Source organism: Candidatus Defluviibacterium haderslevense (assembly GCA_016712225.1).
Classification (GTDB): Bacteria; Bacteroidota; Bacteroidia; order Chitinophagales; family Saprospiraceae; genus Vicinibacter; species Vicinibacter haderslevensis.
In genome coordinates this window covers 2,497,968-2,517,025 of sequence record JADJRL010000003.1, presented here as the reverse complement: position 1 = coordinate 2,517,025, position 19,058 = coordinate 2,497,968, and the positions used below count along the sequence as shown (strand labels likewise).

Sequence of the window (19,058 nt, the reverse complement as noted above, 5' to 3'; positions counted from 1 at the left end):
TTTTATATATTATAATAAATTCTATATAATTTAAATATATATATATCGAAATGGGAGTTAGTGCTGTAAGAACTTCTTTATAATTTATGCACTATAATTAATTTATTTAATTACATCTTATTATATATTAAATAAAATATATATATAATTTATTATCTCTCCATAAGAGCACTAAAAAAAAAAGGGGCTTTCGCCCCTTTCATGTTTATTATTTTATATTATACATTATTTAATGTATAATTATCAACTTCCCATGCTTCTTAATGTTCCCAAATTGAGCCTTGAAAAAATAACTTCCTTCTGTTGGAAATCGACTTCGATCAAACTCCCAATTATTATATCCCTTTTCAACAGATCGCCACTCTGAAATAACCGATTTACCATCTTGGGTGAACACCTCTATTAAAGCATCCATCCCCATATTAGATTCAAATTCAAATCTGCAACGATCTTTAAATGGATTAGGCTTTACAAACCAATCTGAAATTTCCAAACTCGTAGAACTTGTATTGGGTAAAATTCTAATCGCTAGTGGAGACGCAAGGCTGTTGGTCAAATAGATTTCATTGTTCTTATATTGTGTATCGTGTAACAGGTCCTTAAGGTTTGAATTTTTAACATTTTGCCAAACTATTCTAAACATCCGATCACCTTGGTTCACTCGCTTTGGAAAATTCAGATTAAAAGATATCCTCAGTTGCCCATCTTCAACAATATAATTGGATTCATCCATTCTAATACCACCCGCATCTGTTAAAAACTCATCGATATGATCAATCAAAGCCAATTCTGAATCAAATGTGATATTCATTTGAAATCCTTCTATAGTCAAATCCTGATTTATTTTAAACTCTGAATGACTCCTTATTGCTTCAGGCAATTCCTGATCTTCTACAGTTAATTCATAATATTTCAATCGAGCGCCAACTTGTTCATTAGCTACTCCCGTCGCACTTGTCACATCACCAATCTTTATAGCTTTGAAATTAATTTGTGTTGCTTCTGTTATTTTTGGGTTGGTGAATTGTTCTGCAAATGATTCTGATAATGGATTGTTTAAATCTTTAAATACATAGGAATCATGCACAAATCGCCAGGAATTGTTATTTGGAACTTGATTTACCTTACCCAATATTAATTTTCGCAACCATACAACATCTCCTGAAGTTACAAATCCATCATTATTAATATCAGCGGCAATCCATTGTTCCGGTTTCGAAAAGGATTGAATACCCAAAATTTGTTTTTGTATATAAAGTATGTCTTGAGTTGTCACACCTTCCAACCATTTGTCATTGTGATATTTTGGTCGAAGTGTTAGTTTTGAATTAATAGGTACTTTGTTAAATTCATAATTTCCCTTATCGTTGGACATTACACTATCTCTCAATTCTACAGCTTCAATTTCAACTTGAGCCATAGGTGATTGATTGACTGACTTAATTAAACCAGAAACAACTACAGTGTTCTGGAGCAATGTTCCACAGTGTGTGGTTGGATCAAATAACCGAACCATTCCAACACAGCTTGCAGTATTGCTTGATGAATCCTTTATAAACACATTGAAATTATAAATAGAATCACGTTTCAGTTTGAATTGTGCACATGTCAAAAATCGACATGTATCGTTTGGATTAGCAAAATCAAATGAAATTCTCAATTTATCATTTGGTGTACAGTTATCCGTATACGATGCTAATAATTCCCGAGCAGTTATCTTCACCGAATCACTAGTTCCAAAATTCTTACTTACAAATGGACGTACACAAGTAGCTTGTGGAGAAACTGGATCATCCATGGTCACTTTAGTTACACCAGTTGTAATATTGCCACAAATATCGGTAACGGTGAATACAATGTTTGTTACACCCAACGGAAATCTTCCACTAGCATTTGCGCCACCTGCATTGTACGAATTCACAAATGAGATTATCGTATTGCAACTGGTAACGCTAGCCGCCAACAATGTAACAAAAGGGTTACATTCAAACTGAGTAGAAGAAACAACGGTATCTCTCGGCACACGCAAACGTGGTGCTGCAAAATCACTTACATTAATAATTTGTGTATCTCTTGCAGATCCATTATTACATAATGAACGGGCTAACCATAACCTCAATATTCTCCTACAAGAATCAGGAGGTCTGGATAATAAACTATCTCTAAACGTATAGGCAATCGTTCCACAACTGTCCTTAGGATTCGTTGGTCTCAAGCGCAAAGAATCAGGATGATTAGATGTACAAGCTCTTATCATCGTATCTCTTGCCCATATGATATCGTTTGCATTAAACGTGTAATTATTAACTACAGTAATTTGTTGTCTGCAACTGCTATCAATTAATCCTGAACTATACTTAACAAAAAATTTCCTGTAAATAATTCCTCTTTTGCAACTATCAAGCTTCCCGGAATCAGAATGCGTTATGATGACACCTGCTGATCCCATACACACCTCCTTCACATTAAATTTACCGGTTACATTTAAGTCTGTATAATCGCGTGTACAACTAATCGTAATATTATTTGGACACAATAATGCAACAGTGTTTTTGTCCTGAACATCCATTTCAATCATACAAAAATTCATATTGCCATGAATATCCTGAACTTTCACGACCAACATGACACGTTTACCAATATCAGAACAACAAAATGTAACTTCATCTCTAAAGACAGTATCCTGTGGTCTACCACATGCATTATTCATTCTTCTTATTAAAACAGTATCTATTTCACAGTTATCGATGATAAAACCAATTTTTTCAAAATAGGCTGCTGTGAGTACTACTTGGCCTATCGCATCTAATGATAATGCCAACTTAGGTGGGCAAATAATGGTGGGCGCTATTTGATCAATTACGGTAACATAACTTATACAAGTATCTGAATTTCCACATGGATCTATGGCAATGTATTGAAAAGTATGATTCCCAACATCAAGGGTTACCATATTCCCCGGATGAGCAAGAATAGAACTATCTATTCTTACCAGATAATAAATTAATTCTGAAGGACTGCAATTATCTGTAGCCTGAACTATTGGAATTAAATAATTGGTATTACAAGCCGTATATGATGTAAATAAACTGGTATCTCTTGGACAAGTAATATTAGGTCGGGTTGTATCGGCAATGGTTACAATTTGATTTTGCATTCTGCTTATTCTTGTACACCAATCTATCACGGTCCAATGTCTGGTAATTTTTATCATTCCACCACATACAGGTATAGTATCCTCTTGATGCGTTACAAACAATTCACAAAAAGGATCTAATGGAAAACCATGGTATGTAGGAACCCCAGCATCATTGATATCAGCACTTGGACAATACAAAGTATCATTGAGTGGAAATACAACACTATCAATTGGTGTTCTTTGAAAATATATATCATTTGAACATGTGGACTTGTTTCCATAATTATCTGTTGCAGTCCATATGATATGTGATACTGAAATAAAACTCGGGTCACAACTCAATTTTTCAAACCTTAAGTCATAAACAATATCAACATTTGCGTCACAGTTATCAATGGCCGATGCAAATTGGTTATAGTCTAATGCAAATGGATCTTCATTGCATGACACGGTATCTTTTCTACATAAGATTATAGGTTTTAATTTGTCTTCGACAACCAGAAGACTCCAACAACTCATTCCGGTTGTGGTATCCAAAACAGTTGCTGTCCTATTCTTTCCAATGTCAGCACAGGTGACATAATTTAATCCCGTTTCATTGACATACACTTTGAATTGAGCATAACTAGGTAGAATGTCAGAGATGAGCATTTTAGCAGTTATAGTAGCTCGACCAGCTTGATCCAAAGACACCTGGATTGAACCTCTACATGCAAGTGCAACGGTCGATGCATTCCATTCATTGAACTGACACACTTCAATTCTGTCATGCGAAGGCCAATCCTCTGGGATAGCCTTCACATGGTCGCAGAATATTAATGCAATAATCAAAGTAAATATGGATAGCCAAGCATTATTGGATCTATCAATATTCCATTTTGGGATGGGATTGATTATAAATTTTGTGTATTTCATTTAATTTACTTTTGAGTTTTGAACAATAAATTTCTTTATTGATAGATTTAATTAGGGATGATTATTTTTATTGTGCGGTTGTATTTTTCAGACTTAAGATTTAAAAAGTACACTCCTGGTATTTTGAAATTTGTTTTTGGAATTTTAAGTTTATGTACTCCTGAATTTAAGCTATATTTATCTGTCAATATATCATGTCCGGTTAAATCACGTATTGCTAAATTAACATTAGATTCTTGATTACATCTCAAAGTTAAATGATAATCTTCGAGACAAGGATTTGGTCCCGCTTCTAATAATTCCATTATACTGGATACGTAATTTTCAGGTTTTGAATCTAATTGTATCTGAATACTTGAAGTTATTTGACGATCATCGATCCATTCAGAATAAAATTCCTGATCCAAAAATATGGACTTATCACAAAAGTAAGTTGGTGTATGTAGTGGTATGTCAAATAATATATCACCTGGATATACACAAATTGGATCGGTTACATTAAATGAAATGGTAACAACATTGCTTTTTGTAATATGGTAATAATCCGTTGTCCAAATATTTTTTATAAATGGCGCATCAATTTCTTCCAACACGTTGCAATGTTGATCTAAATTAAATCTAAGTTGTAATGATTGCAGATTGGATTTTACTTTTGATCTAATAACTATATGATTGTTTTCTATTGTATAAATAAGATTTACAGTTTGTTCCGATTGTATGATATTGTGTTTAGTTAATGATTGGTTTATATCTCCTAATTTAATTGCAACAAAATCTATCTTATGATCTGATTCCAATTGATCAATAATAATATTTCTATGCTGGCGATATTCATCAAAGGGATCCAAAGGATTTGTAAATTGATATGCCTTATGAATAAAAAGATATGAATTATTCTCAGGCAATTCATTGATTTTACCAAGAATTAAATTTCTTAAAATGATAATATCGCGAGCAGAAATTTTACCATTCTGATCTACGTCAGCAGCAATCAAATCATATGAATTCGTTATGGTTTTAATCCCAAGAATATGTTGTTGGATTTTAGTAATATCTGCTGTGGTAACTCCAGAAAGATAGTTGATATTACATGATGGATTTAGCAATATTGATATACTAGATTTCAAATTTTTGAATACATATTCACCTTTTTCGTTGGTTGGTGAAATTTCTTTATGTAATGGATCAACCATTGCTACACTTACATCTTCAATTTCAATTCCCGCATAGGTTTTAATAAACCCATTGACTGTAAAATTCTGAAAATTGTTTGGACACAAATGATCGATATCATCTACTACAATATAAGTTGTTGCTATACTATAATTTCCACATTCATCCCAAACATAAATGTTGACAAAATTCTGCCCGATTTCATCACATGTAAATATTTTTATGGTATCATTAATATTGGTAGAATATGAAAACTTCAATTTATCGGAAGACGTGCAATTATCAGAACTAAAGTTATTAAGTAAACGAGCATTAACCATTACCATGATACCTGCTGACATTTGGGTTAGTGATGTACTCAAACCATATATGACTTCTGCTTTAGGTAATTTACCATCTTTAATGGTTAAATTGACTTTTAGAATTCCAGTATTATGGCATGAATCCGTAGCCTCCAAATACAATAAATGTGAGCCCATAGGCATCATTCCACTTGCATTTTTTCCAGTACCTGATCTGTCTATAGTCCCATTTGAAAAAAAATCGATTCTATATTGAAATGAAATTCCCGATTGTGTGCCGCAATCTGTAGCTGTAATATTTGGTAACCCAATGAAAGATTCGCCACAATTATCCGCAAGAGATTTAATTATGGTGTCACGCAATCCTTGAATTACGGGTGATATGGTATCCATTATCTTAATCTCTTGAGTATAACTGTAATACCCATTTGAAGGAATATTCGGATTTGGTTTTAATGCCGCATTATATTTACAATAATTTATAACTTCCCAATGTCTCAGTAGTTTTAAACAAACTCCACCTCTATTGAAATCAAATTTTTCATCTGTTTTTCGTACTAAAACCTGATCACACTCATCCTCAAATATTTGTGGTGATCCCCCGTTTATTGCATTCAAATTAACTCTACATGCAAACACTGTTGTATGGGCGGGCCATTTAAGTTGCGCTGTGTCAGTACCATCAAAATGGCTATTACCTAATACAGTTATCGTTTGTGTACATGTATTAGAAAGTCCTGCTGAATCAGTGGCTGTATATGATCTTGAAACCGTTCCTGAGCCGCAAGCGTTAGTGTTCCAATTAATCGTTGAATCTAATTGTATTGTATAACAATTATCAAAAACCAACGGCTTTTGCTTTCTAAAAATACTATCGATATCAACACCACAACTTACAGTAGAATTTAATGGGCACGTTAAAGTTGGGCCCAATTTATCTGCTGCATTAACTAACACCATACAATCTCTAAAATGACCTAGATATAATGAATCACCTACTGGCCCATCACCAGGAAATACATCATACACTCGTAATATAACCCTTATTGGTCCAGATCTGATATCTCTACAACAAAAAAGTACTTCATCATCAAATTTATAGTTTGGATTTTTCTGAAGTGTGCAAGTATATCCATTTGGACTACTCATACGTTTTGCTTTAAAATAAACATGATTGCAATCATCAGTAGATCCAGCATCTAAAATTTTCGCTGGCAAAATCCCTTCTCCAATATTGTTTAAATTTATTGTTTGCTCAGAAGCGCAAACTACGTTAGGTGGTGTTGCATCAAATATGGTTATTTTCATAGTATCTGATCCAACCATATAACAATTATCTGTCAATGTGTAAATCACATAATAAACACCGGTATAAAAATGAATGGGTCCACCATTAGTGTTTAAAGTTCCAAAAACCGTCTTGGTTTGTGCTGCTATTAACGGAATACAAGCTGGTGATATGTTAAATGCAGCTGGTGGTAGATTAATTATGGTATCGCACTTTCCAACATTCTTTATTGATATGGTCATATCTGCAGGTGCCATAACTGTTACTGCTAGAGAATTTGAATTAGAACGTGCACAAGAACCATCCTGAACTTGAAACATAGATATGACTATGATCCACAGACTCAGGACAGTCCTAAGGGAAGAAAAATATAGTATGGACTTGGGAATCCAGGCTAAAGAGTTTACAGTGCACATAAGGCTTTATTTTGCTAAATTCATAAAATCAATATCTTACTTTATGATCTCATCATAAAGACTTAACCCATCATCCAATTTGCTTTAATGAAAGCTCAAAAGACGATGCTAAGTATTATTATTTTATGTTTTAAGGAAGGGACTTGGTTCTAAACTCCAGATTAGAGCACATTAGATTCACCAATCATATTGCAAATATATGTAATATGTAAATGATTATTAAATAATATTTTATAAAAATAATTAGATTTAATTTTCTTATATATATCTATTTTTATAATACTATTGATCTTCAATACATTAATTTTAAAGGCTTCAATGTGTTTAATTTGAAAAAAAATACTAAAATGAAAAAGCCCCCCTTCAATTGCTTGAAGAGAGGCCATCCCAAAAACCGATTTTATTTGTGACGTGCAGCAATTTCTTACTGCACGTCTTTTTTATCGTCTATGTTTTGAATAGATCACTTAATCGATTACTCGATTACGACCATTCTCTTTGTTGCTGTATGATCAGCTGCATCTAATTGATAGTACAATACGCCTGATACGCTTAACTCACTCTTCGTGATCTTATAGCTATTCAAGCCTTTTTGTCCTTTCAATTCGTATACTCTTACTACTTTTCCTGTTACATCATACACTGTTAATTTAACTGCTGATGCTTCTGGTAAGCGGTAGCTGATTACGCTTTCTTTGCTGAACGGATTTGGTTCGTTTTGATACAATTCGAACACACCTGTTTCTACAATTCCTTTATCGGTGCGTACGCCTAATTTAACTTCTTTAACTTGATCTAAGTTGTCATAAGCTTCTGCTCTTGTTACATCACTTGTGATGCTGATCATCTTACTGATATTGCCGCTTCTTGTTGCTTTAAACACGATGCTGTACAATACTTCGTTTGATTTATAGCTTTCTCCCACGTTTGAGTTCCAGCTTGTTGTGATCACTCCACTTCTGATCGTTCCGATATTGTTTTCATTTACATTCAACACGCCTCTTTCTACTCCTTCGTATACCAAACTTTCGTTGTCATACTTCATTGTAAATTGATAACCTGCGATGCTTGCAAAGTCACTTGATTTAACATTCATCTTATACGTCTGTCCAGCTACTACTGTACCTTCTTCGATTTCTAAGTTCAATGTTCCTGTCGTACGGATTGATGTTCCTACTAAGCCTGCTTTCGCATTACCGTTCACATCTCCCATCTTGATTGCCATGAAGTTCTCTTTGTACTCCACTTTGTCATTTACACTTACTGTACTTGATCTTGGTGCATTCCATGGTTTGCTTGGATCTGCAAATACATATGAATTCGGTACAAATGTCCATGATGCTACTTTCGTAAATGTTGGTTGTACGCCTAAGATTAATTTTCTCATTTCTGAGATATCTGATGCTGTTATACTTCCACTTGCGTTTACGTCTGCTGCTATCAACTTGTATGGGCTCGTTATTGGTATTTGACCCAATATGTGTTTTTGGATCTTAACGATATCCGCTGTACTTACTCCGTTCAAGTGATCATCGTTGCGACTTGGTTTAACTGTATATACTATTGGGAATTTCAAATCTCCAAATGTATAAGGGCTTCCTGTCACTTCTTTCATCGCTGAATTCGCTGTCTCTAACTGCATTGTTACTGGTTTAGCTTCTTCACTTCCTTCTGTTTTAAGACTTCCCGTGATCTTACCAAATGATCCTGTATTTAAGCAGCTATCTAAGTTATCTTGTACAATTACTATTGTCTTGCAATAGTCTCTGTTTCCTTCTTCGTCTTGTACCCACATTTCAACTTCGATTCTTAACTCATCGTTTTGTCCAGCTGCTACGAAATCATCGCAACATACTCGGATACTTGGTTTGTTTTCATCTCCGTCAAAATAGAATTTCAAGCTGTCTTTTGGTGTACAGTTGTCATAACTTCCATGATCTAAATCCTTAGCCCATATATCCACACACTTAGATGATGGCATTGGTACTGTGATCACTCCTGTTAAGCAATATGGTGTTGGTGCTTTACAATCTTTGATTTCAAATAATGTTTCGCATACTCCTATATTTCCGCAACCATCCTCTACATTCCATCTGATTTTGTGGATACCAATTGGGTATGTTCCACTTGCATTGAATGGATTGTGATTGTCATCAGCGAATGGATTGTGGCTATACTCTACTGTATCGCCTGCATTGTATTGACGTTGGGTCAATGTTCCTACTCGGAAGTCATAGCCTCCGTGTACTCCCTTGCCATCATTGTATGCATCAATCTTGTATTCCCAGAACAACCAATCTATTGGTGTACAGTTATCTGTTGCTGTTGCTGTTAAGCTGATATGACCTACACATACTTTTAATGTCGGATCTATCACTGCTGGCTCACATGGTCCAACTTCACATGTAACTACTGGTTTGTCTTGATCTCTTACTTTGATCACTTGTAATGCTTCCCATCTTCCGAAATCTGGATCGATGAATGGATCATATTGACACCAGTCAATCACTACCCATTTACGTAATACTTTGAAGCATGCATCTGGTTCTATTGTGAAGATCTCATCAAATTTTTCAATAGAGATTAATGCACAATTGTCATCTGCGTTATTCACCACTACTGGTTTACCCAATTGTGGATTCTCTGGGCTGATGTCTGCTCCACAACCATCGATTACGATTGGATTTTGGTTACATACACCATTTGGCCATTGGATATCTGAATATCTTGGATCATTACAGTTTAGTGGATCAATATAGAATGGATCACAATCTACCACCCAAATGGTTTGAATTGCATTCACTCGGCTATTGTTTGGTCCTGTTGCTGTGATGATACGTTGGATTTGTCCTTGTCCACACTCTCTTAAGTCATTTACTACAATCGTTGGGTTCGTTCCGCATGCACTTAATGCATAACCGTCAAAGCCCCATACTAATTCATACTTGCGATCCCAGTGTGCTGTATCAAACAATTGGTTGTAATAGATACATGCTTGATTTGGTGCAGGTACCGGTACTTGATTTGTTTGTACATAGCCTGGATAGCCTGTGTATTGATTTCTTTCGCAGAATTTGTGACATACGATATCAGATGTTTTTACTTTTTCTCTATCTGATAAGCTCGTTACCACTCTACCGAATTGACGGTCGCTTGGATCATTTGCTTTTGTGATATCGAACCAGTACCAGCAGCTTACTACCATATTTGGTGGTGCTACTACTGTAGGTACACTCTTATCTTGTACTTCTACTTCTACCATACAATCGCTGAATCTTCCGAATAATGCACTGTTTGGATTGGTCATGTTGATTGGTGCTATCGGGCCTGCGCCTGGATTCACATCAAATACTCTAAACACTACCATGATCTTTTGTCCTACATCTGCACAACAGAATCTTGTAACATCATCAAAATATACTTGATTTCCTGCCAATACTGTGTTGTCATCTCCATTTAAGCCTGCACATGCTACTACGTTATTTGAATTACTTCCACTGTTGGTTCCCAACAATTCAGCCATTCTGATAACTTTGAACCAGATGTGTGGTTGGCAGTTGTCAAATGATCCTTCGTCAAATGATTCTGCAAATATTGAAGCATAATTTGTTCCAGGATTTTGATTTCCATTCAAGCTCACTACTGTAGCTGTTCTACATACTGCTTGTGGTGGCGTTCTGTCGATTACATTTAATTTAACTACTTTCTTAGTTATATTTCCACAACAGTCTGTTGCAATGATATAACCATTTTGTAATCCTTCTGGCATATTTACTACTACATATCCTGATACTTCATTTCCTAATACAGTTCCGTTTTCAACTTCTACTGTATAGTGTAATTCATTTGAACAGTTGTCCACGATCCAGGCTGGTGGTACGTCCCATCTTCCTGTACATGTCCATGTTTCCATGTTAACTCTTGTACTATCTGGATATAAAATATTCGGTCCTTCAGCGTCTACTACCTTGATAATTTGGTTGTGACCTCCTACTAAACTTGTACACCAATCTAATACTGTCCATTGACGTAATACTTTATAACATCCTATCGGACCTGCATCACAACCAGGTGTTGCTAAATCAAATATGATATCTTTGTATGTTACTGCTAAATTGATACAATCTGTTCCTCCTGGTTTTCCAGTTCCATGCCACATAATTCTTGTGTCAGGACCCCAACATAATGGATTGGTTTGTGACCACTGTCTGTGTGCTGGATAGTATACCGGATCAGGATTTGGATGTCCAAAATTTGGACTGTTTGGATTGTCGATACAGTTCCATCCCAATACTCTTGGTATTCTTCTGTTTGGATAGATGTTTGGTTGGTTAGGGTTTGCATACCAATAGGCTGAATCTAACAAGTATCCATCTACGCATTCAGGGAAGTCTGCCATGTGTGGACCTACATTCTTATTGCGATCTATTTTCTCATCACATAATAACATTGGTTCTTCGATATTGTCAAAGTTCAATGGAACGCTTACAATATTTAAATCTCCTAACGCTACTGTTATTGTTTGTGTACATACTGATCTGTTTCCACTAGCATCTACTGCTGTAAATGTACGTAAGATCAATTTTGAATATCTAGCTGCACAACCTCCTTGTGTTGCATTATCTCTATATGTTACACTTGCTCCTCCGCAATTCTCAAGTACTGTTGGTTGACCTGTGAATGATGGGGTCAATGGTGATTGACATGGAACGCATGTATCTCTTGGACATGTCATTACCGGTGGTAATTTATCCTCTACTGTAGCATGTCCCCAACATGAATTTCCTGTTTGTGGGTCACGTACTGTGATTCTCAATTCTCTTCCGATTTCATTTCCGTTAATCTGTACTCCCGGTTTTGTTAAGTTACGATCGATCAATCCTCCGTTTCCAGTTGTTGTCCATAATCTTACTTCAACGATATAGTCATCATAACATCCGTAAGGTCCTCCTTCTAATACCATATCAGCATTGATGGTAGCCTCACAGTTTTGATCCAATGAAATTTGTACTTCATCATTACATACTAATGCTAATGTTTGGTTTGCCCATTCGTTAACACATACCTGGAAGTTACATACTGTAACGTTTCCTGCAGCGTCTGTTGCTCTATAGCATAAATTAGTACATCCTATTGGGAAGTAACATCCAGGACCAAATGGTCTTCCGCATGTTTGACTTACAGGTACCATTCCTGCCATTCCACCATCTACAAATGCATAGAAGACATCTCCAGGGAAACCAAATGGTACGCATATCGTTCCAAAGTTCGCTCCTGCAGCGTTTACTGAGATACCTCCTATTCCACCTGCTGGTGTATTGTGTATTGGATTGATCACTAACTGACCGTCTCCATAATTTCCTGTAGCACATGTTCCAAATCCAGGTAAGTTCATACTGTATCCAGTATTTTGTGCTCCTAAGATCGCAATACCTCGGATTTCTCCAGGGCCTAAGGTTATTGGGCTGCTGTTTAATCCTCTTCTGAATGTTTGTGTTCCATCGCATGCTGTCGCTGTATCAAATACATTCGCCGGCTTACCGATCCATAATGTATCTTTTGTTAATCCAGCTGTTCCTGCTGTCCATGCTGATGTTCTTACTGAGTCTGCTGCTCCTGTAGTCTTAACTAAAGTCCAGTTCGCTCTTGGATTGGTATTTGGGCAAGATTGAGCGGTAGGTATAGTTCCTGCTCCAACTCTCCAACTCACAGGGGTATTTTTCATATATACTTCAAATACACCTGCTTGTGTTCCTGCTCCATTATCTGTAAATGTTGACACGAAACCACTGATGATCATTGGTTTTGTTGTATTGTTCTTTAAGTCGAAGAAATATCCACCTGAATCACCGCATGCGTTAATACCGCAGAAGCTTTGTGAATATTGGTTACATCCTCCTGAAAATCCCAATGCTCCAAATATTAATGTAGAAGGACAGTTATCTATTGCCATAAATGCTGGAGCATCCCAGAATGCACCGCATTCTCCAGGACCAGCATTAAGATTTACTCTGTTTCCTTTAGGGCATGCCGGTACAAATGTTGGTGGTTCCAAATCTGCTATATTAATAGCTTGGTATGAAGTATCAAATGATCCACATCCTGTAGATGATCTCCATAAGATATGTTTTAATCCTGATGATGTAAATTGTATTCCTGCTGGTGGACATGGTAAAAATCCTGCTTGGTTTATACAACTTAAAGTCGCAGCAGTTGGTGGGCCTGTTAATATTGCATAACTAACTTGTACTGCTGGTACATTTGTTGTTACATTATATCCTGCATAAAACGGTGCTGCTGTTGATGGCGCAACACTTCCAGGTGCAGTACATGAAGCAAATGCTCCAGCCGCAACACATGGTATTGGTGCTGCTGCACATGAACCTGGCGCTAATGGCAATGTAGTTACTCCTGTAAAATTAGGTAACGTAGCTTGTGGTTCGAACGTCAATGCCCAGCTGGTCATTTGACCAGTCTCGCCACTCCATCCGTTTTGGAATACTAAGGACCATTGTCCTCCTATTCCCGTTCCTGCTGGAACCACATCGTTCAAACTGCAATAGCTGTTGATTGGTGGAGTAGCATTACATGATTGTCCACATGCTGATGTTCCTCCAGTTCCTACTGCAGGTGATAGTTGTTTATAGATACCTGGTGTTGGTGTAGCCGGATACACTACATTCGATGTATCACAGATATTGATACCGTTGAAAGTACCGCCTGCTGATGATAAACCTACCGTTTGCATCAAGGTTACATAATTGTTTAGTGGATTACGCATGTGTAATCCAAAATCACAACCCCAAGAGTTAATGACAAAATTTAAATTAACATTCGTTAATTTATAAGTCGTATTACATAATGCAGGTAAAAGCATAGAAAACTGCGTTGCTTGGCCAGTTGCTATGGTTAAACCATTACATGTAACTATACCTCCAGCTGGTGGCAATATACAACCTCCACTGGATTGGTTTATATTCGGAGCTATATTGTCTCCGCATATATTCTGCGATGATGCAGAGTTAAAAGTGATTGCTTGTGCATACACTCCAGTCGTATATACGACTGCAAGCATCACTGCGAACACCATTTTTAATTTGTTTACTGTTTTTTTCATGAGATATTGAGTTTGAGATTTAGCTATTCCTATTGTTTAATTACGTCGATGATATTAAAAAATTCAACATTCCATGCACTCAAACTAACACCCTGGGGTACTATTTCATTTAATGCATTTGGATTTGAACTCACTCGACCAAAATTTGCTGCTGCATAAGCCAAGTATGCTACATCGTTCATCGTATTGCCTCGCTCCATATTCACTGCCATATACATATATATATTATGTGCTGACAACAAATTAGAAATTCTTGGATCACTCTTATTTGTTCCTCCAACTTGTGCAATTTGATCTGCTAGTATTTGTACCTGTTGATCAATGATTGCTCTAACTTCTTGTTTAGATTTCAACAATGGAATGGAAGATGGCCCTAATTGGGCTGATAGGTTTTGGAATTGACTTAACGAAAAGAACATGACTAATGCTATTGTCATGAACCTGGTCCGGCCATCTCCTAGAAAAAGTAAAAAACGCTTAAAATTCGTCCTTTTCATAAGATTTGAGTTTTGGTTATAAATAAAATAAAAATTAATTCAGTCTTTTCCATCACATTAAATCAAACAGATTCAAATAATTAAACCTCTTAAATTTTATGGATGTATGAAACACAATAAATAATATGGTATGAAACGACTCATATATGTAAGAATTACATATATAATATATTATTGGTCATTAATAAAAATGACCAAAATCCCTAAGTTTAGTTCTGATTAGTGAACTAACTTATTGATTTTAAATAAATTAGACTTATTTTCTGGAGGATTGCTTCGTCCGCTAGGTAGTAAGTCATGAGTTTGGTTTTATACACAAGCACACACTTATGGGCACTTGACGAGGGCAAAAGTACAAATTGTCACATTGTTTAATATAACCAAAAGAGGGTAATATTCCTATTACGAAGAAGGGTTATATCTATTAATTACATAGTTTCGTCAATTCATTACCCAAATTCGTCAAGCAAAAGGACCATCAGAGAAAAGTCATCAGTCGTCAGAAAACAAAATCGGGTCATCGCGTAATCAGGTGATCGGGTAATCAGGTGATCGGGTAATCAGGTGATCGGTCCTCAGGGCAGAAAAGGTAATCGGATGATTGAGTAATAGGTGATCGGGTAATCAGGTGATCGATCCTCAGGGCAGATAAAGTAATCGGATGATTGAGTAATAGGTGATCGGGTAATCAGGAGATCAGTGAAATACTTGTCAGTCGTCAGTTAATCAGGTAGGAATAGTAATCGGGTGATCGGCTGATCAATAAACGGTGACTCGTCCTGAAAAAAGTTTACACATTTTTCAAGTGATTTGTAATCGGACCAACTATTTACTTGAATTTCTGAAAAAATAGACCGGATTATTATTTGTAGAGACAAGTATATTTGGGACCCCATAAACGGTTACCCATTTTAAATCCTTTACATTATAGGGCATAAAAATTCCAGATTCTTTTACAGACAATGGGGTAAATTCCATATTCCCTTTCCCGAGCATCAACAAGCCAACAGATGCATCACCACGGGTGGTTTCAATTTCTGCATCGTATAAATTTCCAGCAATGATGATATCTTTCTGACCATCTTTATTGACATCTGTAATCAGTATTCCATGAATAGGGCTAAATTGGGCTAGTTTAGGCATAGGCATAATGGTAAACTTTCCTTTATTATTATTCAATATCAAGCTCCTGAATTCTTTAGCCTGATAATGTGCACCACTGTCCAATCCACTTCCAAGTATATCCTGGAGATTTGCATTAGCAAACTCTTTGTAGGTAGGAAATTTTTTAACAAGGAACGGCATTTGTTCGGATGAACATTGTCTTCCTCTAACAGGGACCAAATCACCTCCATTATATTTTGCTAATACAATATCAAAAGTTCCATTTCCATCATAATCATCGCAATATACCTGAAAAGGTTTCTCAGGGCTCGCATGAAATTTATAATTTTCACCCAAATTACCGCATACCAAATCCATGTCCCCATCATTATCCAAGTCTTCAGCAATGACTTTATTCCACCATCCTTCAGTGTTTGTCAGACCATACTTTTCTAAACTTTCTTTGGTCCATATTCCAGCGCTATTTTTAAAAACGGTTATTGGCATCCATTCGCCAACTAAAACCAATTCTAAAACTTTGTCCGCATCCAAATCAACCCATACAGCGGATGTCACCATACCAATATTCCTCAATTCTTTAGCTTTGTCGTCGGTAATGTCAATAAACTTACCGTGACCATCGTTTTCGAGTAAATAAGATTTAGGAGGAAACGGATATTTATCAGGAATCGTTCTACCTCCTCTGAATAAATCTATATCACCATCTCCATCTATGTCCGCAGCAATTATACAAGAACCTGAGGATCTAATAACCGGTAAATTTGATAAGTCTTTCGAAAAATTCCCCAATCCATCATTCACGTATAATCGATCTTGATATATAGGATTGGTTTCAACAATTTCTGTACCTCCAGAAACTACATATAAATCCTGATCTCCATCGCCATCAGCGTCAAAGAATACGGAACCCATATCTTCATATAAATTATCCTTGATAAAAATAGGGTTGGTTTTTAAATGAAAAGTACCGGAATCATTTTGCATGTAAAGAGCACCTGCTTGTTGGTGAGCACCTCCGACATAAAAATCTTCCAAACCATCTTTATTTACATCAGCAACTGCAAGGAATGGACCCAATGCACTCATTTTCTGCGGTAATAATTGTTGATTCTTATAATCATCAAATTCATTTTCAATATGATAAAAAGGCGGATGAATATGCGGTGCTGAATATTCAACAAAGAATGGAATTAGCTTCTTTTCCTGAACTTTGAGATCAGTAGATTTACTAAAGTCAACCGTTAAAACTTGATTTGCTTTTGGGGAAATAATTTTAGTTTCTTTTAAAGTATTCCATAAAATAACAACACTATCAATCTGTGTATTAGATCCTAAACCAAAATGAACAATGGGTTCTGAAGAAGATAGGTATCCTCTTGTTGTTCTCAATTCAACATATTGTTTTTGGTCCCCGGAATATAAGGTCACTTTCGCACCAATGCCATAGGTATTTCCATGGGGTCCATTCAGCTTCAGTCTCAAATAATTCGATTGTTGGTCCAAATTATTTTTATAAATGAATGCTGGATCATTAATGTTGTTTATGACTAAATCTAAATCTCCATCATTATCAAGATCTGCAACTGCTGCACCATTAGAAAAACTAGGTTCTTCAATTCCCCAATTTTTCATCATTTTTTTGAAACTTAAATCCTTATTGTTTTGGAATATATAATTCACTAGCTTAACAGAAGGCAACTTTCCCAGAGCTTGTTGAATGGAGTCAAGTATATTATTTCTTGATTTTAAAAATTTATCAATTTGGATATTCTGATCACGGTCATATACATCACGTAAATAACCATTCGTTACATAAATATCTTTCCATCCATCATTGTCAAAATCCGAAATTAGAGGTGCCCACGACCAATCTGTTTTATCAACACCCGCCATTTGTGCAATGTCACTAAAAAATCCATTACCCTGATTATATTGTAATACATTATGCATGTATTGATCATGAAATCCATCACTTTTTAATGACCTAAAATAAGCCGGTTGCATTAACGGCATTGTTGTTTTGCTGCGCTTATAATCATCAGGTCTCATTTCAACTGAATATATCTCTTCATTGCCGTCATTATCAATATCTCCGAAATCTGTTCCCATGGCATAATAAGGCACATGTTTCGTTACATCTTTAATCATTTCCTGAAATTTTCCGGGTCCAGAATTAACGTAGAAATAATCATTTTCAACAAAATCATTGGATACATAAATATCACACATTCCATCATTATTGACATCACCAGTTGTCACAGACAATCCATAACTATAATTCGGTAAAATTCCGGTTTCAAAACTCACATCATTAAAACTGTTATTTCCATTGTTACGGTACAGACGTGTAGTAGTAGCTAAATCAATACTATCCCGTTTCTTAACTTTTATTATTTCTTCAGCGCTAACAGACCAATGATCCGGTCGGTTCGTGACAATTAAATCCAAATCATTATCATTATCATAGTCGAAAAAACTAGAGGCAATAGAATATCCTTCATCAGCAATACCATATGATACAGCTTGTTCTGTAAATGTATTATTTTTATTATTAATAAAAAGCAAATTGCGATTGCTTCCATTAACATTTTTATACCCACCTCTACAAACATACAAATCCATGTAGCCATCATTATTTATATCAACTGTAGAAACACTGTTATGCCAGCCTCCAAATTGATCAATCCCTGCTGAGCTTGAAATATCTTCAAACTTAAAATTTCCTTTATTTATATATAATTTATCAGGTACCTGATTCCCTGTAAAATAAATATCTTGTAAACCATCATTGTTCACATCAATAATCCCTACACCTGCTCCATTGTAAATATAATTGAAGGTAAATAAATTTTCTTCCGTTGTCTCTCTGATGGAATTATCAAAATGTACTCCAGTTACCGTGGAATCCTGCAACGTAAAAAGTTTTCCGGTAAACGAATCCGACTTTTTAGTATTACAAGATATAATTGATAAACAAAAAATGATTACTCCTATGAATAAAAAATCTAGTTTAATTGAATTCAATGTTATTGGTGATTGCATTCTAATATTTTTTTAAAAAAAAGTAATCCGTTAGAATATTATAA

At 35.6% G+C, this 19,058-nt stretch carries 5 protein-coding genes; all 5 read right to left on the bottom strand.

The window, feature by feature from the left end; translation table 11 throughout:
- Positions 1 to 229 precede the first annotated feature (229 nt).
- The 5 genes from IPK88_09890 to IPK88_09870 all read right to left on the bottom strand — a co-directional run bounded on the left by IPK88_09890 (position 230) and on the right by IPK88_09870 (position 19,014).
- Positions 230 to 4,054 (bottom strand): hypothetical protein, encoded by a 3,825-nt coding sequence (locus IPK88_09890; GenBank protein ID MBK8243724.1) that lies wholly within the window; start codon positions 4,052 to 4,054, stop codon positions 230 to 232.
- A gap of 47 nt (positions 4,055 to 4,101) precedes the next feature.
- Positions 4,102 to 7,233 (bottom strand): T9SS type A sorting domain-containing protein, encoded by a 3,132-nt coding sequence (locus tag IPK88_09885; protein ID MBK8243723.1) that lies wholly within the window; start codon positions 7,231 to 7,233, stop codon positions 4,102 to 4,104.
- A 475-nt stretch (positions 7,234 to 7,708) separates the two neighbouring features.
- Positions 7,709 to 14,350: a T9SS type A sorting domain-containing protein gene (locus IPK88_09880; GenBank protein MBK8243722.1), complete on the bottom strand. Its 6,642-nt coding sequence runs from the start codon at positions 14,348 to 14,350 to the stop codon at positions 7,709 to 7,711.
- 29 nt (positions 14,351 to 14,379) lie between these two features.
- Positions 14,380 to 14,847: a hypothetical protein gene (locus IPK88_09875; GenBank protein MBK8243721.1), complete on the bottom strand. Its 468-nt coding sequence runs from the start codon at positions 14,845 to 14,847 to the stop codon at positions 14,380 to 14,382.
- Between the two features lie 825 nt (positions 14,848 to 15,672).
- Positions 15,673 to 19,014, bottom strand: a complete 3,342-nt coding sequence (locus IPK88_09870) for a VCBS repeat-containing protein (protein MBK8243720.1) — start codon at positions 19,012 to 19,014, stop codon at positions 15,673 to 15,675.
- Positions 19,015 to 19,058: the final 44 nt, after the last annotated feature.